This is a genomic window from Vibrio rarus, assembly GCF_024347075.1.
Taxonomy (GTDB): domain Bacteria; phylum Pseudomonadota; class Gammaproteobacteria; order Enterobacterales; family Vibrionaceae; genus Vibrio; species Vibrio rarus.
In genome coordinates this window covers 161,535-185,011 of record NZ_AP024900.1, presented here as the reverse complement: position 1 = coordinate 185,011, position 23,477 = coordinate 161,535, and the positions used below count along the sequence as shown (strand labels likewise).

The window sequence follows — 23,477 nt, the reverse complement described above, 5'->3', positions numbered from 1 at the left end:
ATGAAAAAGAGTATTTTCGCAGCAATCTCGGTAGCGCTACTATCAGCAGCTGTTACCTTCAACGTATCTGCGCGTGGCCTAAAACTTGCACACGCTATGCCTCTTGACCACCCAGTAAACAAGTCTCTGACTTGGTTTGCTGACCAAGTTGCACACCGCACTAAACTGCGCGTTAAAGTGTACCCGAATGCAACACTAGGTAGCGAAGAAGCGAGCTTACAGATGCTACAAAACGGTACGTTAGCCTTTGCCAAAGTGGGTGGTGGCTTAGTGTCTTCATTCTCTGAAGAATACAAAGTTCTCTCTTTGCCGTTCCTCTATAAAAGTGAAGAAGATTCAAAACGCGTACTTCGCGGTCCAGTAGGACAAGAAATTCTGGCCTCATCTGAAAAAGATGGCTTTATTGGTCTAGCGTTCCTTGCCAGTGGTTCTCGTGGATTTTACTCAAATACAAAAATTCAGACTCCAGCAGATTTAAAAGGTCTGAAAATTCGTGTGCAAAACTCTCCTATCGATATCGAAACTATGAAGAGTTTAGGCGCAAGCCCAGTGCCAATTTCTTCAACCGAAGTGTATTCAGCACTACAACAAGGTGTGGTTGATGGCGCAGAAAATAATATCCCAACATATTATGCCAACCGTCACTATGAAGTGGCTAAATATTACTCTGAAGACAACCACTCAATCATCCCTGATATTTTAGCTGTATCAACTGAAGTGTGGAATCGTCTATCTGATAAAGATAAAGCAACCATCCGTGATATTTCTAAAGAACTTCTTACTGTTCAAGATAAATATTGGGATGCCTATGTAAACACCTCAAGAAAGAACATTACTGCAGCTGGTGGTGTGATTGTTAAAGCTGACGTACAAGCATTCCAAAAACGTGTACAACCGGTTTATGACAACTTTGCTAAAACCAACCCACAACTAGCTGGTCTACTTAAACGACTACAAAATTACTAAGGCATTAATATAATGAAAAAATTACTAGGTAAAAAAGTATTTATTACTGGTGCAGAACAAGGCATCGGCTTCTATGCTGCAAAAGATTTAATTGAATCTGGTTGTGACGTATTTATTCACTACTTTAGTGGCACAGAAGGCCCAGAACAACTGGTTGCATTAGCTGAATCTTTAGGTCAAAAAGCCGCGTTTGGTTATGCAAACCTAACCAACAAAGAAGAAGCGAATAAGTGCATCGCAGAAGCCGTCGCTTTCCTTGGTGGCATTGATATTCTGGTTAACAACGTTGGCGGTATCATTGCTCGTAAATGGCTACATGAAATTGAAGCTGAGTACTGGCAAACCGTTATTGACGTAAACATCACGACTATGATGCATGTGACACAAGCCGCTCTACCATACTTGAAAGAAGCTTCTGAGGGTGCAAGCATCGTTAACCTTGCTTCTCTAGCAGGTCGTTCAGGCGGTCATGCAGGTTCATTGAGCTACTCAATGACCAAAGGTGCGGTTCTAACATGGACTCGTTCACTTGCGGCTGAACTTGGTGAATTTGGTATTAGAGCCAATGCTGTTGCACCTGGCCTAATTTTAGGTACTCGTTTCCATAACCAACATACGACTAAAGCTTCTGCAGAAGAAACCGTTAAAGGTATTCCTCTAGGTCGAGCAGGATCTTCTGAAGATGTTGCACGTACTATTACGTTCTTAGCTTCTGAATTTGACGGCTTTATTTCAGGCGCAACTATTGATGTAAACGGTGGTGTATACCGCATGTAACAACAGACAATCTAGCACTGCTTTGGCAGTGCTAGATTTTATCGCGAGCTAATTATGTTAAAAACCAAACTACTACATCCTGAACTACTGGGCTTACTCGGTAAGTGTGGACACAAAACCAAAGTACTTATTGCTGACTCTAATTACTCTTTTGTTACTAATTCAGGACCCAACGCAAATATCATTTATCTAAACTTCATGCCGGGCATGGTTCCGGGGGTTGATGTTCTCAAAGGTGTCTCTGAGATGATCAATGTTGAAAGCGCAGAAATGATGGCGTGGCCTGATGACTTTGACAACACCATTCATAAAGAATATCAAGATGTGCTAACAGATGTGCCTTTTGCCTACCTTGATCGTGCAGGCTTTTATAGTGCCGTTAAATCAGATGACACACTCATTGTTATTGCCACAGGTGAGCAACGTCGTTTTGCCAACATACTGCTAACAGTGGGCGCAGTATTTTAATTAATACTAAAGCTACATGTCGCCCTCAAGATCTGAGTGTACTCACTGCGCTCAGATTTTTATTTTATAACAGGCCACGACCGCCCCGCCCCATGGCTTAATTTAGACACTCTGCAATATATCGCGCTAATGCCTCAAACCTTGCTTTAAATGGCGACCCTGGACGATAAGCTAAAACAAGCTTTCTATGTGGTGTTGGGTTTTCTGCGACGATATAACACACCCCATCTTTCGACTTTTGTTGTGGCACTGCCAATTGTGGTAACAGCGTAATGCCACTGCCTGCCGCAACCATATTTCTCAAGGTTTCAAGACTGGTGGCTTTAAAGCGCTGATCATCCTCAGCACCTGCGGCAAAGCAATAACCTAATGCTTGATCTCGCAAGCAGTGACCATCCCCTAACGATAGCACCGTGTTGCCATTAAGTTTTTGCATATCAAATGTTGTAAGTTCCCCCCAAGGGTGACTATCGGGAACGGCAATCATTAGTGGTTCTTCGTATATTTCTATCTCTTTAAAAGGCTCCGTCTCTTTAACCGCCGCCAACACTAAACAATCCAACTTACCTTCTTCTAATTGCGCGACTAATTGATGTGTTTGAGCTTCATACAAAAACAGATCAAGATCCGGAAAATCCTGCTTTATCTTTGGCACGATCAGCGGCATAAGATAAGGACCCACGGTAGGAATAAAACCAATATGTATCGGTCCTTGCATTGAGTCACTCTGCGCACTCGCCATATCAGTAAACTGTTTCACTTCAGCCAGTACCTTTTTCGCCTGCTCAACGAGCAAAAGCCCTGCATCCGTGAACAGTACCTTACGACTGCTTCTTTCTAATAACGCCGTACCGAGCTCATCTTCTAACTTTCTAATTTGACCACTTAACGTAGGCTGACTGACAAAGCACGCTTCAGCGGCTTTTCGGAAGTGCTTGTACTCGGCTAACGACACCAAATATTCAAAGTCTCGAATATTCATAAATCCACCATCAATAACATTTACCTATTGAAATGATAGCATTAAACGTTTATACCTATCAAAGAGAATCATTCATAATGGTTCCAACAAAACAGAAGAGGGCTCACCCTCAAGATAATTTTTACAAGGATATTGCTATGTTTACATCTAAAGAAGGCCAACCAGTACCACAGGTTACTTTTCCAGTTCGTGTTGGTGATGCATTCACACAAGTAACTACTGACGATATTTTTAAAGATAAAACTGTCATTGTATTTAGCTTACCAGGTGCATTTACCCCTACATGTTCATCAAGTCACTTACCTCGCTTTAACGAGTTATTCTCTGTATTTAAACAACACGGTGTGGATGAAATTGTCTGTATGTCTGTGAACGACACCTTCGTTATGAACGCCTGGAAACAAGACCAAGAAGCGGAAAACATCCGCTTTATTCCTGACGGTAACGGCGAATTTACCGATGGCATGGGCCTGCTGGTTGATAAAAAAGATCTCGGCTTTGGCAAACGTTCGTGGCGCTACAGCATGCTAGTTAAAAACGGCGTTGTTGAGAAAATGTTCATCGAACCAAACGAACCAGGTGACCCGTTTAAAGTTTCTGATGCTGACACTATGCTGGGCTACATTGCACCTAACTATAAAACCCAAGAATCTATCACTGTATTTACTAAGCCGGGTTGCCCGTTCTGTGCCAAAGCAAAACAGAACTTAATCGACAAAGGCCTACAATTTGAAGAAGTGGTACTTGGCAAAGACGCGACGACTGTAACCCTACGTGCGGTTACTGGCCGCACAACAGTACCGCAAGTGTTCATTGGTGGTCAGCACATTGGTGGTAGCGAAGAACTCGAAGCGCACCTTGCTTAACTAACCCATTATATTACACATACCTATCAGGCCCGTAACTGAACGGGCCTAGTTAATATACCCAAGCGACGTTTAACCTAACTCGCTTAGCTATATGAATTTTCAACTTCGTAAATTAGTAAGCATTTTAGAGGTTTGTGATGAAAACATTAAACGTTGATGTTGCTGTTATTGGCGGTGGAACCGCAGGTCTTGGCGCTTATCGCGCGGCAAAAGCTCATACTCAGTCAGTGGTCATGATCGAAGGTGGCCCTTATGGAACTACCTGTGCGCGTGTGGGTTGCATGCCATCTAAATTGCTTATTGCTGCCGCAGAAAGCGTGCATCAAATAGAAAAAGCACCTCAATTTGGGGTTCATCCACAAGGTGATCTGCATATTGATGGTAAGCAAGTTATGCAACGAGTGAAAAGTGAAAGAGATCGCTTTGTTGGCTTTGTTTTAGAAGGTGTTGATGACATCCCAGCTGAAGACAAACTTCAGGGTTATGCCACCTTTATTGATCACTCAACGCTAATGGTTGATGAACACACCAAGATCAACGCCAAGCGCATTGTTATCGCAACAGGATCTAGACCCGCCTACCCAGCGGCTTGGGACGAACTAGGCGATAGACTTGTCATTAATGATGATGTGTTTGAATGGGATGATCTGCCGCAGTCTGTGGCCGTTTTTGGCCCAGGAGTGATAGGTCTAGAACTTGGGCAAGCCCTGCACCGTTTGGGGGTTGAGGTTAAAGTGTTCGGCATTGGCGGACAAGTGGGGCCTCTTACCGATCCTGAGGTCATGGCATACGCAGATAAAACTTTCCAGCAAGAATTCTATCTAGACGCTGATGTAAAAGTACAGAGAATGGTTCGCAATGAACAAAAAGTTGAAATCGACTTCATCAATCGCTCGGGTGAAACTGAGTGCTTTGAAGTTGATTACGTTTTGGCTGCTACTGGCCGCCGTCCAAATGTTGATAAACTGGGCTTAGAAAACACGCCTATTGAGTTAGACGCTAAAGGTGTCCCTGTTGCAGACCCATTTACCATGCAAACCTCTATTAATAATATTTTTATTTCTGGGGACGCCAGCAACCAAATACCGCTATTGCATGAAGCGGCTGACCAAGGACGTATCGCTGGTGATAACGCAGGGCGTTACCCTGATATTAGAGCCGGCTTAAGACGCTCTACTATTTCGGCAGTGTTTACTGACCCACAAATTGCCATGATTGGTGAATCTCATCGTCAAATATCACAGCGCTTGGGTAACTGTGGTTGCTTTGAGACTGGCACGGTATCGTTTGAGGGGCAAGGGCGCTCTCGAGTGATGCTGCGCAATAAAGGGATCTTAAATATCTATGGAGAGCAAGGCACAGGCCGCCTATTAGGGGCCGAAATGATGGGACCTAATGCTGAACACTTAGCGCATTTATTAGCTTGGGCGCATCAAAATAAAATGACCATTTCACAAATGTTAGACATGCCTTTCTATCATCCCGTTATTGAAGAAGGTGTTCGAACAGCCTTGCGAGACTTAAACGCTAAACTGCATTTAGGCCCAGAAATGGTGAAACACTGCTTAGACTGTGGTCCTGGCTGTTAATCACGGCTAAAACGGCCCGCGAGACGACTCTATGTTAACCATGGAGTACAAGACGCGGGCTTTTTCTACTTTTCAGCAGCAATCACTGATATCTCAACAAGTAACGCTTCTCTTGCCATGTTAGCGGTCACACACGCCCTTGCTGGGGCATGACCTTCTGGTACCCAAGCATCCCAAACGGCGTTCATCTGTTGAAAATACTGCATATCTTTAATGTAGATAGTTGCAGATAACATATGCTCTTTATCGCTTCCCGCTTCAAGTAGCAGTTGCTCAACTTTATCTAACATAGTTTGAGTCTGCTCAGTAATGCCTTGAGTGGCATCGGCACACACCTGACCACATAAATAAATAGTACCATTGTGCTTAACAATACGACTCATGCGTGGCTTTGTTTGTTGACGTTCGATCATGACATAAATCTCTTATAAAACCGTGTGCGCATTGTAAAGACTTTCTACTTTTGAAACATATATTTAGTGTCAATTTGCCACTAAGGTCGAAAAGTCCATACCTTTCCTTTATAAAAACAAAAAGCCCCTAAACTATTTCTGTTTAGGGGCCGTCTTAGAAACTATCTAAGAAAAGCAGTGGTATAAATGTAGACTTTCTCTTTAGAAGATAGTTCCCATTTATACGCATAATTCTGTCGAGTTAAGCGACATTCACCTTCATGATCACTTGCTCATTAAGGTTGAACTCCAACGCCACTTCATCACATGCATGTTGACGAGGGCATTGTTCACAGTCTTTCAGTACTTTTTCCGGTAATAGCATTTTTGACGTCGGAATAAAGCTGTGACGCATAAAGAATTCAGGTGTTCTGGTTAACACAAAGACTTTTTTGATAGCCATTTGGCGAGCTCTATCCACTAGATGCTGCACAATAGCCGTTCCTTGACCTTGACCTTGCCAACCCGCCTCAACACCCAAAGAGCGAATTTCAGCTAAGCCTGAGTCATACACGTACAAAGACGCACAACCGGTCACTTCACCATGATGCTCTGCAACGGCAAAAGAACCAATATCACGAATAAGCTCACTGCGGTTTCTTGGTAAATTCTCTCCAAGACCTGCCCAGTAGGCCACCATACCTTCTAAAGTATCAATATCGGTTAAACGTGCCGCGCGAACTTTAACTCCAGATGTGTCTCTCTGCTCTAAGCGTTGCTGAGCCTGATCCACCGCATAAGCGACTTGCTTAGGACTTACCCCACCAAGGGCCGAACGTTTTTCTAGACACGATTCAATGGTCAGTATTTGGTAAACATCATTGTCGATAACAGCAGAGAACTGTTTTAGCTCTTCAAGGCTAAGCTCTTCAAGAGCACACCCTTTAGCGATAGCAGCGACTACGACTACCCCTACGATATGGTGCGCTTCTCGGAACGGAATGCCTTTCGCTACTAGATAATCGGCTAGCTCAGTAGAGTTTGCATAACCTTGTTTAGCGGCTTCAAGAGTACGTTCACCATTCACTTTGATTCCCTCAAAGCACAGTGCCGCCATCTCCATACAGTCATTCCAAGTATCTAAAGCGTCAAATAAGCCCTCTTTATCCTCTTGCATGTCTTTATTGTAGGCTAATGGCAGTGCTTTAACTGTCATCATCATGCCTGCCAATGAAGCGTATACACGGCCACACTTACCACGAATTAACTCTAAGGCATCCGGGTTTTTCTTCTGTGGCATAAGAGAAGAACCAGATGTCACAGTATCCGCTAACTCAATAAAGTTAGACTCCCCTGAGTTGTAGAAAATCATATCTTCTGCAAGACGAGAGAGGTGCAACATAGAAAGTGAAGCAATGGACATCAATTCTACTACATGGTCACGGTCAGACACTGAGTCTAAGCTGTTACGCGTAGCACGACGGAAGCCTAAAGAGTGAGCCAGTTGCTCCCTATCCATAGGATAAGCCGTACCCGCCAATGCGCCAGAGCCAAGTGGGCAAGTGTCTAAACGCTTGATAGCATCACTCAATCTTGAGTAGTCACGCTCTAACATTTCGACATAAGCCAAGCACCAATGTGCAAATGTTACCGGCTGAGCACGCTGGAGATGCGTATAACCTGGTAACACCGTAGCTTGGTGTTGTTCAGCGACAGACACCATCTTGGTTTGTAATTTATCTAAAGCAATCAGTAATTGATTACCCTGCTGACGACACCATAGTTTAAGGTCAGTGGCGACCTGATCGTTACGAGAGCGACCGGTGTGCAGTTTCTTGCCTAGGTCGCCAACTTTCCCAATCAACTGCTGCTCTACCCAAGAGTGGATATCTTCCGCGTCTGATTGCAGGATTAATTCAGGGTTTTCCATTACCTCAAGTTTTAGCTCGTTAAGTGCCAACTCAAGTTTCTGTTGCTCAGCTTCTGTTAAAACATTAACCGCATACAAAGCCTTAGACCATGCAATTGATCCAACAATGTCTTGTTCAGCTAATCGGTAATCAAAGCGAAGCGAATCGTTGAACTGTTTAAACCGAATGTCTGCTGCTTGGGTAAATCTACCGCCCCATAATGCCATTGTTTTCTCCTGAGATGCCTTGGTCTAGTGCTTACTGTATTCTATTTTTAATGCTATTTCTTTAATTCATTCAGAGCGCGAATTCTGCTTGAAAGTGAGTACAGACGGATAAAGCCACCTGCATGACTTTGATCATACACTTCATCTTCACCAAATGTCGCAAACTCTTCAGAATAAAGGCTGTTATCAGAACGTTTTTGGATAACCGTTGCTTGACCTTTGTACAGTTTAATAACCACTTCGCCATTCACATCTTTTGCTAGCTCATCAGACGCAGCAAGAATAGAACGACATAGAGGAGTAAACCAGCGGCCATCGTATACAAGGTGTGATGCTTTGATGCCTAATTCTTCACGGAATTCAAAGGCGGCTTTATCTAGAACCAATTGTTCTACTGCACGCAATGCTTCCATGATAATGGTGCCCCCTGGAGTTTCATAACAACCACGAGACTTCATACCTACAAGACGGTTTTCTACGATATCAATACGGCCAATACCATGTTTAACGCCTTTTTCATTCAAGTTAACAAGCGCATCGTATGGCGTAAGTTTTTCGCCATTAACTTCAGTAACTTCGCCATTTTCTACTTTAATTGTTACCGTTTCAGCTTGATCTGGTGCTTGTTCAGGAGACACTGTCCATGCCCAGCAATCATCATTCGGCGCATTCCATGTTTCTTCTAGAACGCCACCTTCTGTTGAGATGTGCCAAGCATTCGCATCACGAGAGTAGATTTTAGTAAGTGATGCTGTACATGGGATATTACGCTCAGCAAGGTAGTCTAAACACTCTTCACGACTCACAAGATCCCACTCACGCCAAGGAGCAATTACGTGCAAATCTGGGGCGAGTGCAGCAAACGCACCTTCAAAACGAATTTGGTCGTTACCTTTACCAGTACAACCGTGACACAAAGCATCTGCGCCCACTTTACGTGCCACTTCAACCTGTGCTTTAGCAATGATAGGACGTGCCATTGACGTACCTAGAAGATATTTACCTTCGTAACATGCACCTGTTTTTAGCGTTGGGAAGATGTAGTCAGCAACCATTTCTTCTTTAAGGTCTGCGATGTAACATGAAGAGGCACCTGATGCTTTGGCTTTTTCTTCGATGCCTTGCAGTTCTTCTTCACCTTGGCCTACATCTGCGACAAATGCCACAACTTCACAGTCATAGTTTTCTTTTAGCCAAGGAATAATCACTGATGTATCTAGGCCACCTGAGTAGGCAACAACAACTTTGTTTACGTTTACTTTGCTCATAAAAATTCTCCGATAAGTAGGAAAGCAGTCATCGCCTCTTTCCCATTAAGTTCTGTTTATAATGTTATTGCCTATTCAGGCTGAAAAAGTGTGCCTACGTTTTGTCCGGCAAATAGTTGTTCTAGTTTTTCTGGGTATCGCCAAGAAGCCACTTGAATTGGGCGACCTAAGTCAGTGGCGGCTTGCAAAGCAGCCTCAACCTTCACTATCATCCCATCAGTGATGACTTTACCGTGAATCAATTCATCGGCGTGTTGCTTATCTAAGCTCTCTAACAAGTGACCTTTACCATCCAATACGCCACTGACATCGGACAGTAATGCTAATTCTGCGTCCAGTGCACCAGCAACGGCTACTGCGGCTTGGTCCGCATTCACATTCATCATTTGTCCGTTATGAGTTAACCCAATTGAGCTAATGATTGGCAATGTATTGGTGGCCAATATGGCTTGCAGCAAATCAGAACTGCCAGGGGTCGCTTTACCAACGGCACCTAGCTCTGGGTCAAGTTCTTCAACCTTACACAATCCACCATCAGCAAGGCATAAACCCACTGTTTTTAAGCCGGCTTTTATTGCTTCGCCTTGAAGCATTTTGTTTGCTGTTCCAGCTAACGCACCCGTAATAAATGGAATTTGTTGCAGAGGGGTCACTCGCAAACCATTTTTTTTAGTCGATGTCATTTGCAAACTGTTCAGTAGTTCATCAACCAAATAGCCTCCACCATGAACCACGACGATGGCTCGATGTGACTGCTGTGATGCCTGCTCAATCGCTTTAAATAACTTAGATAGTGTCTCGCTACACTCTAGCGCTGCGCCACCCAATTTAATCACTAATGGTAATGTGCTCATAAGTTGCTTCCTTTACCGCCGTTAAAACAACGCTGTTGTTTCTGGAAATTGATTACGAATATTCAAACATTGCATCGCTTGTGCTGATGCGCCTTTCAACAGGTTATCTATCGCAGAAACGACGATGAGATGCTGACCTTGTACGCTCCAACCTATATCGCAAAATGGTGTTTGTTCAACATCTTGAATTTTGGGCATCCCTTGCTTAAGTCTTACCAACTCAGCATCGCCATAAGCGGCTTGGAACGCTTCGTTCACTTGCTCTGCCGTTACATTATCAGCAAGCTTAATCGTAATGGTTGCCAAGATACCACGTTTAAAATTACCCAAATGCGGAGTAAAAATAACGTCTTGTCCTAAGTGGTTTGCAATCTCAGGTTGATGACGGTGAGTAAATACACCGTAAGCTTGCAAGCTCACTTCGCAGAAACTATTGGTTTTGCTTGGTTTGATACCGGCACCGGATACACCACTAACCGCATTGATCACAGGCCATTGATTGCGGTCCACTAATCCAGCTTCTAACACTGGCTTAATGGCTAATTGTGATGCCGTTGGGTAGCATCCAGCCACAGCAACCAAATTTGTTTCTGCGATTTGTTCTTTATTCCACTCTGCCAGGCCATAGACCGCTTTCTCTAACTCAGCTAAATGCTGATGCGTGAAACCATAGTATTGGGAGTAAAACACATCCCCTTGCACTCGATACGCACCAGACAAGTCAAACACCTGACAGTTTTGATTCAAAAATATAGGAGCGAGATCATGGCTAACAACATGAGCCGTTGCTAGAAAAACGATATCCACACTTTTTGCGACAGTAGTGGCATCTTCCAATGGTAGAAGTGGCATATCAATTTTGCCTAGCAACTTACCATGTAGCTCACTGATCGGCTTGTTTGCATCTAAGCTATTGGCTGAAACGTACAAACCTGATAGCTTGAGGTGAGGGTGTTTGAACACCATGTTTGCAAGCTCAGCACCGGTATAGCCGCTAGCGCCAATAATCGCTACTTTTAGTTGTGTTTCGTTCTTCATCAGCTGACTCTATACCCATATGATTAGAAATGTAATGAATTTGCTATATTTCGCTTTTTTATTCATTTTTTATGACTTACTATGTGTTTTAACCTTTCATTAGTTATCTGTCAATAGTGGATACGAAGATAATATGCCAATACCTAAATTTGTTGATATATACCAAGGATTAATCAGTACTTCGTCTATTAGTTCTACCAATATAAAGTGGGATGAAGGAAATGCTCAAGTTATCGCCAAACTGGCCACTTGGTTTGAAGATCTCGGTTTTACTGTTACTACAGAAGAAGTGGAGCCAGGTAAAGTCAACCTAATGGCACAACTTGGTAGTGGCGAAGGCGGCTTATTGCTGGCCGGTCACACAGATACCGTGCCGTTTGATGAAGGTCGTTGGAATTTTGATCCTCACCAGCTGACTTTAGCCGATAACCGCTATTATGGATTAGGTACCGCTGATATGAAGGGCTTCTTTGCCTTCATTTTAGATGCCGTAAAACAAATGCAGTCTCAAGGTACCGACTGGAGCACGCAAACTAAGCCTCTTTATATATTGGCAACCTGCGATGAAGAAACAACCATGCTCGGGGCTAAGCATTTCACTAGCAATGCACCTTTTAAGCCCGACTACTGCATCATAGGTGAACCGACCAACTTAGTGCCTATTCGTGGGCATAAAGGTCATATGGCCAACTCTATTCGCATTACAGGACGATCTGGGCACTCTTCAGACCCTGCATTAGGCATTAATGCCATCGAGATTATGCATGAGGTTATGTTCTTACTAATGCAGCTTAAACAGCGCCTAATTAAAGACTATCACCATCCAGGGTTTGCTATACCCAACCCAACGCTTAATCTCGGACACATTCATGGCGGAGACAGTGCGAATCGCATCTGTGGCTGCTGTGAATTGCACTACGATTTAAGACCGCTACCCGGACTGAGCTTAGAAAGTTTGGATCAACTGCTGTTAGAACATTTACAACCCGTTTTACAAAAATGGCCGGGAAGAATAGACATTACACCGCTTCATGCCTCCATACCGGGGTATGAATGTCATGCTGATCATCACTTTGTGCATGATATGCAGCGTATCTGCGATACAGAGTCGCAAACAGTAAACTACTGTACCGAAGCGCCTTTTTTACAGGAACTATGTCCAACACTCGTCATGGGACCGGGGTCTATTGACCAAGCGCATCAACCTGACGAGTACCTAAGTTTAGATTTTATTAATCCAACAATTGATATTTTGCAAAAATCAATTCATCAATATTGCTTTGCAGGAAAAATGTCATCGCTTGTGAAATAAAATTTCAACACTGAATTTACAACAATCTGCAATTATGATTAAAATCAATATAAACGTTGGTTTTTCAATCAATTTTGTTCAAAGTTTGACTGTTGCCCCTTTTCTTGGATAGATTGGATCTCAAATCAAGGAAAGGTGTGTAATTTAATTACGAGGCTCAATGAAATGAATAAAAAATATTCTGCACTCACCAGTAACGTTAAGATGCTGGGTAATCTACTAGGCAGAACAATTAAAGATGCCCACGGAGAGGACATACTCAATAAAGTTGAGACCCTTCGTAAATTATCTAAATCGGCTCGTAGCGGCCATCAAGAAGATAGAGAAGCGCTCATCAATGAGATTGAAAATCTGCCTGATGATCAGTTTATCCCTGTCGCTCGTGCATTTAACCAGTTTTTAAACCTAACTAATATTGCCGATCAATACCATACGATTTCTCGTCACTGTGAAGATCACGTATGTGAACCAGACGTTCTACAAACTCTGTTTAGCAAACTAAGCTCTAAAGACATTTCCAAAGCCGAAGCCTCTGCAGCAATTAAGAACCTCAATATTGAACTGGTTCTTACTGCGCACCCAACAGAAATTACACGCCGCACAATGATCAACAAACTAGTGAAGATAAATGATTGTTTATCAAAACTAGAATTGAGCGATCTTGGTCATTCTGAACGCACTAAAACAGAACGCCGCTTAGAGCAGTTAATTGCGCAAAGCTGGCACTCTGATGTTATCCGTCAGCAACGCCCTACCCCTCTTGACGAAGCAAAATCTGGCTTTGCTGTTGTAGAAAACTCTCTTTGGGAAGCCGTTCCTGAGTTCCTTCGTGAACTGGATGAACGCGTGTCTACACACCTTGATGAACGCTTACCAATTGATGCTCGTCCTGTGCACTTCTCTTCTTGGATGGGCGGTGACCGAGACGGTAACCCATTTGTAACACACGATATCACTCAAGAAGTGCTTTGGTTGTCTCGCTGGAAAGCGGCTGACCTTTATCATTCAGATATTGAAGAGCTGATTACTGAGCTATCCATGACCGAGTGTAACCAAGCGGTTCGTGATCTGGCGGGTGATAACCATGAACCTTATCGCGGTATCCTTAAAGAGTTGCGTAAGCTACTAAAAGATACTCGAAATGTTATTAGTGCAAAATTGGCTGGTGACGCAGTGCCAAATCTGCCAATTTTAGAAACGGCCGATCAACTGTGGAACCCTCTACACACTCTCTACACCTCTTTACACGAGTGTGGCATGGGCGTGATTGCAGAAGGTTCATTGCTCGATACGCTACGCCGTATCAAATGTTTCGGCGCGCACCTTGTACGCATAGACATTCGCCAAGAAAGTACTGAGCATTCTAATGCATTGTCAGAAGTCACTCGCTTCTTAGGTTTAGGCGACTATAACCAATGGAACGAGCAAGACAAAATCGCATTCCTAGTGAAAGAACTCAGCTCGAACCGTCCTCTTATTCCTCATAATTGGGAACCGTCGGCGACAGTAAAAGAGATTATTGATACCTGCAAAACCGTTGCTGAGCATCCAAGAGAAGCCTTTGGCTCTTATGTCATTTCAATGGCTCGCACCGCCTCCGATGTCCTTGCTGTGCATCTATTACTTCGCGAAGCGGGCTGTAAATTCCGTCTCGGTGTTTGTCCATTGTTTGAAACTCTAGAAGATTTAAACAACTCAGAATCCGTTATGCAGCAGTTATTTAGTATCGACTGGTACCGCGGATTCATTCAAGGCGAACAGATGGTCATGATTGGCTACTCTGACTCAGCGAAAGATGCCGGCGTAATGTCAGCAGGCTGGGCGCAATACGACGCTATGGATAAACTCGTTAAAGTATGTGAAGAGCAAGGTATTGACCTCACTCTATTCCACGGCCGTGGTGGTACTATCGGTCGCGGTGGTGCGCCAGCTCATGCGGCTCTGTTATCACAGCCACCTAAGAGCTTACAAGGCGGATTACGCGTAACTGAGCAAGGTGAAATGATTCGCTTTAAACTGGGTCTTCCTCAAGTCGCGGTGAACAGCTTAAACCTATACGCTAGTGCGATTTTAGAAGCGAACCTTCTACCACCACCGGAACCTAAGCAAGAATGGCGTGACCTTATGGAAGTGCTTTCTCAGGTTTCATGTGAGTCTTATCGTAACGTGGTTCGTGGTGAAGAAGGCTTTGTTTCTTACTTCCGCGCTGCAACCCCTGAACTTGAATTAGGTAAACTTCCTTTAGGTTCTCGACCATCAAAACGTAACCCTAAAGGCGGAGTAGAAAGCTTACGTGCTATTCCATGGATTTTCTCTTGGAGCCAAAACCGTCTAGTACTTCCTGCGTGGTTAGGTGCCGGTGAAGCGATTCAATACTCTATTGATGAAGGCCACTTAGAGCTACTTGAAGAAATGTGTCGTGAATGGCCATTTTTCTCTACACGCCTCGGCATGTTAGAGATGGTGTACTACAAGTGCAGCATGGATATTTCTAAACTTTACGATGAGAAACTAACGGATCCATCACTATGGCGCCTCGGTGAGAATCTACGTGAACAGCTACAAAAAGATATTCAAGCTGTATTGAAAGTAGAGAATAACGAAAACTTGATGCAAAGTGACCCGTGGGGACTTGAGTCTATTCGTTTACGCAACATTTACGTTGATCCATTGAATATGCTTCAAGTGGAACTTCTTAAACGTACTCGTCAAGCCGAGCAGAATAATCCTGATCTTGAAGAAGCGCTCATGATTACGATTGCAGGTATTGCCGCTGGTATGCGTAATACTGGCTAATACCCAGTTATTATCGACTATCAAGCCCTAACTCATTGAGTTAGGGCTTTTTTTTTATTTATCGTTTCCTATACGATATGAGACTAGAAGCTGTAAACATGTTTTTGTAATACTTATATTTCGTTAATCTAACGCAAAAAAATCATAGTAAACTAAGAGCTTATAGGTAAGGTATATTAGGTTTCAACGGAAACTTAAAGAGACCTAACATATCCTGTCTATTGCACATAATAAAATCAATTTTCTCAGGTGAGAATGGCTTAAAAGGTAATACATGCACTCTTGAATTTCTTGAGTGACTCGCACTATTCAAAGATGAATATATAAATAATCTGAACAGTGCGTTGTTTTTTATATGCAGTATATTTGGAAGAACAACATGTCATTACCACACGTTATATTAACCGTACTAAGCACAAAAGATGCTACCGGTTACGACATTACAAAAGAGTTTTCTTATAGTATTGGTTATTTCTGGAAAGCAAGCCACCAGCAAGTTTATCGTGAACTAAATAAACTGGCTTCAAATGAATTAGTAACTTGTAAGTTGCAACCTCAGTCAGGAAAACCAGACAAAAAGATTTACTCTATTACAGAGCTAGGCCGTGAGGCACTATCTAAGTGGTTTGAACAACCTATTTCTCACCCAACAGTGAGAGATGAATTTGCAGCGAAACTTTATGCATGTGAAGTCCAATCTGCTGAGGGGTTTTCTGACCAATTGCAACTTGCACTTAATGACTCCATAAAGCTGGTTCAGTTTTATAAAGAAATCGAGAGCACACATTACTCTGATACTCGCATACTGAGCCACAAAGAAAAGATTGAACGACTAACCCTACGTCGTAACCTTCTTACTCGCGAAGCTTGGAATGAATGGGCTACAGAAGTATTGGGCGAGATTGCTTAATCAAAAAACAAAAGGACCTAGCACTTTATGCTCTAGGTCCTTTGTTTTTATTCTCTTGATGGGTTTCTCTAATTGCTCTGTCGCTTACTTTTCAATACCGTTCCCGATATTTTTCGCCCCGCTTATCGAGGTCGAACCCCTAGGGTATGACATAGCGCATAAGTCATTTCAGCACGATTCAATGTGTAAAAATGAAAATCCTTCACCCCTTCACGACTTAAAGTACGTACCATATCAATAGCTTGGCTAGCACCAACCAACTGACGTGTCGTTGGATCATCATCCAGCCCTTCAAATTGCTGAGCCATCCACCCAGGCACTTTTACCTGATTCATCGCAGCAAAACGAGACGCTTGTTTAAAATTGGATACAGGCAAGATACCAGGCACTATTTCCACATCAATTCCCGTTGCTACACAACGGTCTCTAAATCTAAGGTAACTTTCAACATCAAAGAAAAACTGGGTGATCGCTCGGCTTGCCCCTGCATCTACTTTACGCTTGAGATTAAGTAGATCCGCTTGAGCCGATTTTGCCTCTGGATGAACTTCAGGAAAAGCCGCCACAGAAATATCAAAATCATGACGCGATTTGAGTAATTCAACCAAATCAGACGCATACATTTCCGGTTTACCCCCATTTTCGGGAATATCACCACGTAGAGCTACGATGCTTTTTATGCCGTTTCTCCAGTAATCTTCTGCAATATTAAACAGTTCGTCACGAGAGGCATCAATACACGTTAGATGGGGGGCGGCCACTAAGCCTGTCTGGTTTTTTATCTCTTTAATAATGGAGTGAGTGCGGTCACGTTCGCCCGAGTTTGCTCCATAAGTTACAGAAACAAATTTAGGCTGTAATGTTTTAAGACGATGCACCGAGTTCCAAAGAGTCTCCTCCATTTTTTCACTGCTTGGCGGGAAAAATTCAAATGAGACATTAATGTTGTCTGAGAGCTCAGCTATATTTTGATTTAATGCATCAATGTGGCTCGCGTGTGTGTATCCCATGTATTTTCTCCCTGTGCCTTGCAAAATTTAGAACCGTGAACGCTCACTAGAATGAACGTTTAGACGTCTACATGTCTAAATAATGTAAATATATGACGGTGATGTCAACAAAAATTCTTACAAAGTTTAGGAAAAAGATGTTAAGAAGCCTTCAGTCATCAAAGATAATTGAAGGCTTCTTCTGCGTTATAGCAAGCCAGATAAGCGGTTCAGATCGGATTGCAACGCCCCTGCTGTGACCTCACGCCCCGCCCCAGGGCCACGAATCACTAGCGGGTTATCTTTGTACCATTTACTTTCAATGGCAAAAATATTGTCACAAGGAAGGAGATTTGCCAGTGCATGGTGCTCTTCTAGCGCCTCTACACCTACTGTCGCTGCGCCCTCTTTAGAAAGGCGTGCAACATAGCGTAAAACCTTACCTTGGCTTTGAGCCTTATTGAGACGCTCCTGTAACGCATCATTTAATACCGGTGCTTGATGGAAGAAATCATCCACTGATAATTTTAGTAGACTTTCTGGCACTAGCGACTCTACTTTGACACTTTCAGGCTCAAGATCTAATCCCGATTCACGCGCTAAAATCACTAATTTTCGCATCACATCCGTGCCATCCAGATCCGATCTTGGATCCGGCTCTGTCAAACCTTGTTGCCATGCAAGATCGACCAACTCACTAAATGGAATTGACCCATCATATTGTTGGAATAGCCATGATAAGGTTCCCGAAAAAATACCAGAGATAGCCACAATTTCATCACCGCTCTCGCGCAAGTCACGCACAGTATGGTTGACGGGTAATCCAGCACCTACGGTGGCGTTATATAGCCAATGACGTCCTGTTTTAGCAAACACATCCTGTACTTGGTGATAAGACTCACTTGGCGCAGAACCGGCTAATTTATTTGCAGAGATAAGATGCATGCCATGTTCTGCAAACTCTAAATACCGGTCAGAGACCACTTGACTAGCCGTCACATCCAGCACAACGATTTCGTCATAACTGGATTGTCGTCTAATTAGTGCCAGCCAGTCTTGATCAGCAGTGACCGCTTCATCAGCAAAACGATCGCTCACTAAGTTAGGATCAATCCCCTTCTCATCAAACCAATAACGATCACTGGCGACAACAGCAATAAGGTTAAAACTCATACCTCTGCGCTTTTCTAGCTCACTTTTTTGCTTGGCAAATAATTCAATCCAATTTGAACCAATGTTCCCTTTACCACACAATACAATTCCCACGCGCTTTTGTGCTTGGAAAAGCTGTTTGTGTAATCGATCCAGTAAATGAGGCATCTCAGTGGTTTTTACTACGGCAATTAAGCTAAGTTCAGAGTCTGTTTCAAACATGAATTCCACAGAAACTTTTTTCAGTGTTTGATAAAAACCAAAGCAATGATTGGCATTGTTGGTTACACCTGCACCCACAGCTGCAATTAACGATAATCCAGATTTTACCGTTACATTGATGTCTAGAGGCGATGCTTCAATGCACTCTAAGGCACCAGCTAATAATTCGCTGGTGTAGGCCAAGCGTAAACAATCGTTATCTGATTGCGTTTCATAGGCCAGTGGTGCCAATTGCGCTTTATTTAATAACGCCAGTACTTGTGGCTCTAAGCGCTCAAAGTCATGACCACTACCTAAGGTAAGTTCAATCAGGTTGACCTCATCAAGAGACGTCACTATTTTTGCACCTCGGCCTGAGGCCAATACACGCTCAATGCGAGTAGAGCCCGACTCCGGTTGATGGCTACAACGAAGCTCCATATCCATTGTGCTCTGCGCCACCGGTTGTAAAGTACGGCTGTGCAATACAGGAGCGGCTAAGCGAGCCAATTCACTTGCTTCATCTAAACGCAACAAAGGCAATAGACAAGCATCGCCCACAATTCTTGGGTCGGCGCTATATACCCCAGCTACATCACTCCAGATAGTGACTTTAGCCACTTCGGCCAAGGCACCTACAATCGTTGCTGAGTAGTCCGAGCCATTACGACCCAACAGCACGGTTTCCCCTTGTTGGTTTTGCGCCATAAACCCAGTGATAACCAAGCGTTGATGTGGATGCTGAGCAACGATGGACTTTGCCAATGGCCAAGATAGAGCTCGGTCAATTTCTGGCTGAGTACCGATTTCCGCACGTAAGAAATCACGAGAGTCGATAGCCACACTCGCCATATCACGCTCACTAAGTAACGCGGCGAGAAGACGTGAAGACCATACTTCACCATGACCAAGCACGGATGATTTTTGTGCTTCCGTTAATGGAGCATTTAAAGCGCTTAAGGCTGTAAATTCATCGTTCAATACGTCTTGTAGTTTTTGTGCTTTTTCTGATGGAAGCAGTTCAATAATTAATTGATTCTGATAACTACGCAATTCAAGCAATATTTCATGGGCAATGCGTCCATCTTTTTCCAAAGCCTCAAGCCAGCGTAATAAGTTGTTCGTCGTAGAACCGGCTGCTGAAACAATCACTAAGTCACCCACATTGGAGTACTCAGATAAGATGTTTACGACGCGATCAAAACACTCAGCACTGGCAAGGCTACTACCGCCAAACTTATGTAATTGCTTTTGGTTAGCCATTATTATTCCTCTATTAAATCAAATGCTTGAACAAGATCATCAATTAAATCACTTGAGTCTTCTAATCCCACAGATAAACGTAATAACTGGTGAGAAATTCCGGCTTGCGCTAGAGCTTCTTCGCCCATGGCTCTATGCGTCATGGTAGCTGGGTGGCAAATCAAGCTTTCAACACCCCCCAATGATTCTGCTAATGAAAACAGTTTTAAGGCACCAACAAATTCCTTTAACTGCTCCATAGTACCCTCAAGTTCAAAACTCAACATACTACCAAAGCCTGATTGCTGACGCTGGGCAATATCATGCCCAGGATGCTCTGGTAAGCTTGGGTGATAAATTTTCTTAACCCGTTTTTGTGACTGAAGATAGGTCAATATTTGTTGGGAACTCTCTTCATGGGCACGCATGCGTACACCTAAAGTACGCAACCCTCTAAGCGTTAAATAACTATCAAAAGGGGTTCCCGTAGCGCCAATGCAATTTCCCCACCACGCTAATTCTTCCGCATGCTGCTCTGTTTTGGTAATGACCACCCCACCAATGACATCCGAATGGCCATTAATGTATTTCGTGGTTGAGTGAATAACAAAGTCCGCCCCAAGCTCTAATGGCTTTTGGAAGATGGGCGTCAAGAATGTGTTATCTACGGCCACTAGCGCCCCAACCTCGGTCGCTTGTGCACATACTTTTTGAATATCAACCACTCGTACTAACGGGTTAGATGGTGTTTCAATAAGAATCAATTTCGGTTTTTTCGCGATGGCTTTTGCCAATGCCACTTCATCTGATTGATCAATAAACTCAACCTTAAAATCCCCTTTCTGTGCTCGGGTATTAAAAAGGCGATAAGTACCACCATAGCAATCATGAGGGGCAATAATCAGGTCATCGGAACCTAAGAACGCCGATACCCATAAATTCAGTGCTGACGTTCCACAGTTAGTTATGACAGCACCTTTACCGGACTCTAACTCATACAGTGCCGTTTCAAGCAATCCTCTATTAGGATTCCCTGAACGGGTATAATCATACTGCGGTACATCTCCGAAAGAAGGGAAGCCATAGTTAGTGGACAGATAAATAGGGGGAACAACAGCATGATATTGAGTGTCGGACTCGATACCGGTGCGGACGGCGATCGTCGATGACTTATGTTTACTGCTCATCTTCTGGTCTTTTCCTTTGACAATGGTGGTTGGTATTGGATGCCAATCAAATTAATCTGCTTATAGCCTACCCCGATCAGATTAAGACATCAACACATCTAGACGTCTAAATGCCTTTACATATAGCAGTAAACATCGCTAGAATTAGTTATTAACTCTTATATATTAAGCAATAAAGGTTCCCAATGGCAGACTGGAATGGCGAATACATCAGCCCATATGCTGAACACGGTAAAAAAAGCACTCAAGTAAAAAAGATCACTGTGTCTATTCCGCTTAAAGTTCTTAAAATTCTTACGGATGAACGTACACGCCGTCAGGTAAATAACTTGCGCCATGCAACCAATAGCGAATTACTTTGTGAAGCATTCCTACATGCTTATACAGGTCAACCGCTACCAACGGATGAAGACTTAAGAAAAGACTGTCCGGATGAGATCCCTGTAGAAGCAAAAAAAATCATGTCTGATTTGGGCATTGAGCTCGAAGTATTCGATGATTAATCAATTTTGGCCGTTACCCAGCCAACGATAAACATAAAAAAGGGGATGAGAGTTAAATCACTCTCATCCCCTTTTTGTCTATATATACAAAAAGCTACTTCTCTTGCATATATCCTTCAGGAAGATCTATTCGTGCGACACCAGACTGCACAGCCGCTTCGGCGACGGCTCTCGCTACACGCGGTAATAAACGTGGATCCATCGGCTTCGGTATAATATATCCCTTACCAAACTCTAATGAGTCCACTCCTGCAGCTGCCAATACTTCGTCAGGCACTGGCTCTTTTACCAACTGGCGAATGGCTTCTACTGCGGCCAATTTCATTTCTATATTGATTTCACTGGCTCTCACATCTAAGGCCCCACGGAAAATAAACGGGAAACATAGGACGTTATTGACCTGATTTGGGTAATCAGAACGCCCAGTACCCATAATAAGATCAGTACGTACCTGATGAGCTAGTTCAGGCTTTATTTCCGGATCTGGGTTAGAACAAGCAAATACAACCGGCTTATCGCTCATTAATGCTAATGCTTCTGCAGCCAATAAGTCTGGGCCAGATACCCCAAGAAACAGATCGGCACCTTCGATAACATCTTCTAAAGTGCGTTTATCTGTGTTGTTAGCAAATAGCTGTTTATATTCATTTAAGTCATCACGGCGTGTGTGTATCACCCCTTTACGGTCAAGCATGTAAATCTTTTCGCGTTGAGCACCACATTTGATCAATAACTCCATACAAGCAACCGCTGCCGCCCCTGCCCCTAAACAGACAATGGTAGAATCACACAATTGTTTACCTTGTAGCTCAATGGCATTGAGCATTCCTGCTGCCGTGACGATTGCGGTGCCATGTTGGTCATCATGAAATACCGGAACATCACAGCGCTCGATCAAGCGACGTTCAATTTCAAAACAATCCGGAGCTTTAATATCTTCGAGGTTAATACCACCAAATGTGTCAGCAATAGCCGCCACAGTATCAACAAACTCATCAATGGTACGATGCTTAACTTCAATGTCGATAGAATCTAACCCAGCAAAACGTTTAAATAATAATGCCTTGCCTTCCATGACGGGTTTCGATGCCATAGGCCCTAAGTTACCCAAACCTAATATCGCTGTGCCATTAGAAATAACAGCCACTGTGTTTCCTTTGCCGGTGTACCGGTAAACGTTATCAACATTCTGTGCAATTTCACGAACAGGTTCTGCAACGCCAGGGCTGTATGCTAAAGCAAGGTCATGAACAGTATCAGCAGGAGTGGTGAGTTCGACAGCAATCTTTCCTGGTTTAGGAAACTCGTGGTAATCGAGGGCTTGTTGACGAAAATCGTTGATAACTTGGTCATCTGACATGGAAAAGAATTCCTTAAAAAGTAGCAAGATAATAAAGAGAGGTAAGTGTAAATAAAAGTAGAGGAATGTGCTACACGGTGATTAAGGTTCTGTACTGGAATTGTAGTAAATATTAGCTCAATCTAGCCAGTGAGATACTGGTAAGATCAAAAAAGGCCGCCTAAGCGACCTTTTTTATTTCTTTGCTACTAAGATTATTTCTTAGAAGAAAGAGCACCGAAACGCTTGTTAAAGCGATCTACACGGCCGCCAGTATCAACGATACGTTGCTTACCAGTGTAGAACGGGTGACATTTGTCACATACGTCTAGGTGGATAGATTCTTTAGCTAGAGTTGAGTTGAACTCAAAAGTGTTGCCACAAGAACAATTTGCAGTAACAGATTTGTACTCAGGATGGATACCTGCTTTCATGGGAAAACCTCATTTATAGGCCGTGTCGCTATCCAGTTCTATGCTGAACACCACACGTAGTTTCTAACAGTG

General features: G+C 43.3%; 20 protein-coding genes. 9 read left to right on the top strand and 11 right to left on the bottom strand.

All coding sequences use genetic code 11. From position 1 onward, the window contains the following. Genes OCU56_RS00835 through OCU56_RS00825 form a run of 3 tightly spaced genes read left to right on the top strand, consistent with a single transcriptional unit; the run spans window position 1 to window position 2,211 of the window. The gene (locus OCU56_RS00835; protein WP_261873726.1) at window positions 1–966 is read left to right on the top strand and encodes a TRAP transporter substrate-binding protein; all 966 of its coding nucleotides are present in this window, start codon (window positions 1–3) and stop codon (window positions 964–966) included. A 12-nt stretch (window positions 967–978) separates the two neighbouring features. Then, window positions 979–1,743 carry an SDR family NAD(P)-dependent oxidoreductase gene (locus tag OCU56_RS00830; protein WP_261873725.1) on the top strand — a complete coding sequence of 255 codons (765 nt, stop codon included), beginning with the start codon at window positions 979–981 and terminating at the stop codon, window positions 1,741–1,743. 54 nt (window positions 1,744–1,797) lie between these two features. After that, window positions 1,798–2,211, top strand: a complete 414-nt coding sequence (locus OCU56_RS00825; RefSeq protein ID WP_261873724.1) for an RbsD/FucU family protein — start codon at window positions 1,798–1,800, stop codon at window positions 2,209–2,211. Window positions 2,212–2,308: 97 nt separating this feature from the next. On the opposite strand, the gene oxyR is transcribed toward OCU56_RS00825, so the two are convergent. Then, window positions 2,309–3,193 (bottom strand): DNA-binding transcriptional regulator OxyR, encoded by an 885-nt coding sequence (oxyR, locus tag OCU56_RS00820; RefSeq protein ID WP_261873723.1) that lies wholly within the window; start codon window positions 3,191–3,193, stop codon window positions 2,309–2,311. 137 nt (window positions 3,194–3,330) lie between these two features. Between oxyR and OCU56_RS00815 the strand changes: the two genes are divergently transcribed. Together OCU56_RS00815 and OCU56_RS00810 are read left to right on the top strand one after the other, a co-directional pair. Next, window positions 3,331–4,059 carry a glutathione peroxidase gene (locus tag OCU56_RS00815; RefSeq protein WP_261873722.1) on the top strand — a complete coding sequence of 243 codons (729 nt, stop codon included), beginning with the start codon at window positions 3,331–3,333 and terminating at the stop codon, window positions 4,057–4,059. 140 nt (window positions 4,060–4,199) lie between these two features. Continuing rightward, entirely contained in the window at window positions 4,200–5,651 is a 1,452-nt protein-coding gene (locus OCU56_RS00810; RefSeq protein WP_261873721.1) for a dihydrolipoyl dehydrogenase, read from the top strand. 65 nt (window positions 5,652–5,716) lie between these two features. Here OCU56_RS00810 and OCU56_RS00805 read toward each other — a convergent pair whose 3' ends face one another. From OCU56_RS00805 to argC, 5 genes are all read right to left on the bottom strand, one after another. Continuing rightward, window positions 5,717–6,064, bottom strand: coding sequence for a RidA family protein (locus OCU56_RS00805; protein ID WP_261873720.1), 348 nt, complete (start codon window positions 6,062–6,064; stop codon window positions 5,717–5,719). Window positions 6,065–6,305: 241 nt separating this feature from the next. Then, entirely contained in the window at window positions 6,306–8,180 is a 1,875-nt protein-coding gene (gene argH / locus OCU56_RS00800; protein WP_261873719.1) for an argininosuccinate lyase, read from the bottom strand. A 53-nt stretch (window positions 8,181–8,233) separates the two neighbouring features. Beyond that, complete coding sequence (locus tag OCU56_RS00795) at window positions 8,234–9,448, bottom strand: argininosuccinate synthase (protein WP_261873718.1); 1,215 nt, start codon at window positions 9,446–9,448, stop codon at window positions 8,234–8,236. Window positions 9,449–9,519: 71 nt separating this feature from the next. Beyond that, window positions 9,520–10,302 (bottom strand): acetylglutamate kinase, encoded by a 783-nt coding sequence (gene argB / locus OCU56_RS00790; RefSeq protein ID WP_261873717.1) that lies wholly within the window; start codon window positions 10,300–10,302, stop codon window positions 9,520–9,522. A gap of 21 nt (window positions 10,303–10,323) precedes the next feature. Next, the gene (gene argC, locus OCU56_RS00785) at window positions 10,324–11,340 is read right to left on the bottom strand and encodes an N-acetyl-gamma-glutamyl-phosphate reductase (protein WP_261873716.1); all 1,017 of its coding nucleotides are present in this window, start codon (window positions 11,338–11,340) and stop codon (window positions 10,324–10,326) included. Between the two features lie 133 nt (window positions 11,341–11,473). Between argC and argE the strand changes: the two genes are divergently transcribed. The 3 genes from argE to OCU56_RS00770 all read left to right on the top strand — a co-directional run bounded on the left by argE (window position 11,474) and on the right by OCU56_RS00770 (window position 16,358). Continuing rightward, entirely contained in the window at window positions 11,474–12,652 is a 1,179-nt protein-coding gene (gene argE / locus OCU56_RS00780; RefSeq protein WP_261873715.1) for an acetylornithine deacetylase, read from the top strand. Between the two features lie 165 nt (window positions 12,653–12,817). Then, complete coding sequence (gene ppc, locus OCU56_RS00775; RefSeq protein WP_261873714.1) at window positions 12,818–15,448, top strand: phosphoenolpyruvate carboxylase; 2,631 nt, start codon at window positions 12,818–12,820, stop codon at window positions 15,446–15,448. 379 nt (window positions 15,449–15,827) lie between these two features. Next, window positions 15,828–16,358 carry a PadR family transcriptional regulator gene (locus tag OCU56_RS00770; RefSeq protein WP_261873713.1) on the top strand — a complete coding sequence of 177 codons (531 nt, stop codon included), beginning with the start codon at window positions 15,828–15,830 and terminating at the stop codon, window positions 16,356–16,358. Window positions 16,359–16,480: 122 nt separating this feature from the next. Here OCU56_RS00770 and metF read toward each other — a convergent pair whose 3' ends face one another. The 3 genes from metF to OCU56_RS00755 all read right to left on the bottom strand — a co-directional run bounded on the left by metF (window position 16,481) and on the right by OCU56_RS00755 (window position 21,129). Further along, entirely contained in the window at window positions 16,481–17,368 is an 888-nt protein-coding gene (metF, locus tag OCU56_RS00765) for a methylenetetrahydrofolate reductase (RefSeq protein ID WP_261873712.1), read from the bottom strand. Window positions 17,369–17,554: 186 nt separating this feature from the next. Next, window positions 17,555–19,963: a bifunctional aspartate kinase/homoserine dehydrogenase II gene (locus OCU56_RS00760; protein WP_261873711.1), complete on the bottom strand. Its 2,409-nt coding sequence runs from the start codon at window positions 19,961–19,963 to the stop codon at window positions 17,555–17,557. Between the two features lie 2 nt (window positions 19,964–19,965). Beyond that, entirely contained in the window at window positions 19,966–21,129 is a 1,164-nt protein-coding gene (locus tag OCU56_RS00755) for an O-succinylhomoserine (thiol)-lyase (RefSeq protein WP_261873710.1), read from the bottom strand. Window positions 21,130–21,314: 185 nt separating this feature from the next. Between OCU56_RS00755 and metJ the strand changes: the two genes are divergently transcribed. After that, on the top strand, window positions 21,315–21,632 hold the full coding sequence (gene metJ / locus OCU56_RS00750) for a met regulon transcriptional regulator MetJ (protein WP_261873709.1): 318 nt from the start codon (window positions 21,315–21,317) through the stop codon (window positions 21,630–21,632). Window positions 21,633–21,726: 94 nt separating this feature from the next. Here metJ and OCU56_RS00745 read toward each other — a convergent pair whose 3' ends face one another. Both OCU56_RS00745 and rpmE read right to left on the bottom strand, forming a co-directional pair. After that, window positions 21,727–22,992 (bottom strand): malic enzyme-like NAD(P)-binding protein, encoded by a 1,266-nt coding sequence (locus OCU56_RS00745; protein ID WP_261873708.1) that lies wholly within the window; start codon window positions 22,990–22,992, stop codon window positions 21,727–21,729. 194 nt (window positions 22,993–23,186) lie between these two features. After that, complete coding sequence (rpmE, locus tag OCU56_RS00740; protein ID WP_261873707.1) at window positions 23,187–23,405, bottom strand: 50S ribosomal protein L31; 219 nt, start codon at window positions 23,403–23,405, stop codon at window positions 23,187–23,189. Between the last annotated feature and the right edge of the window lie 72 nt (window positions 23,406–23,477).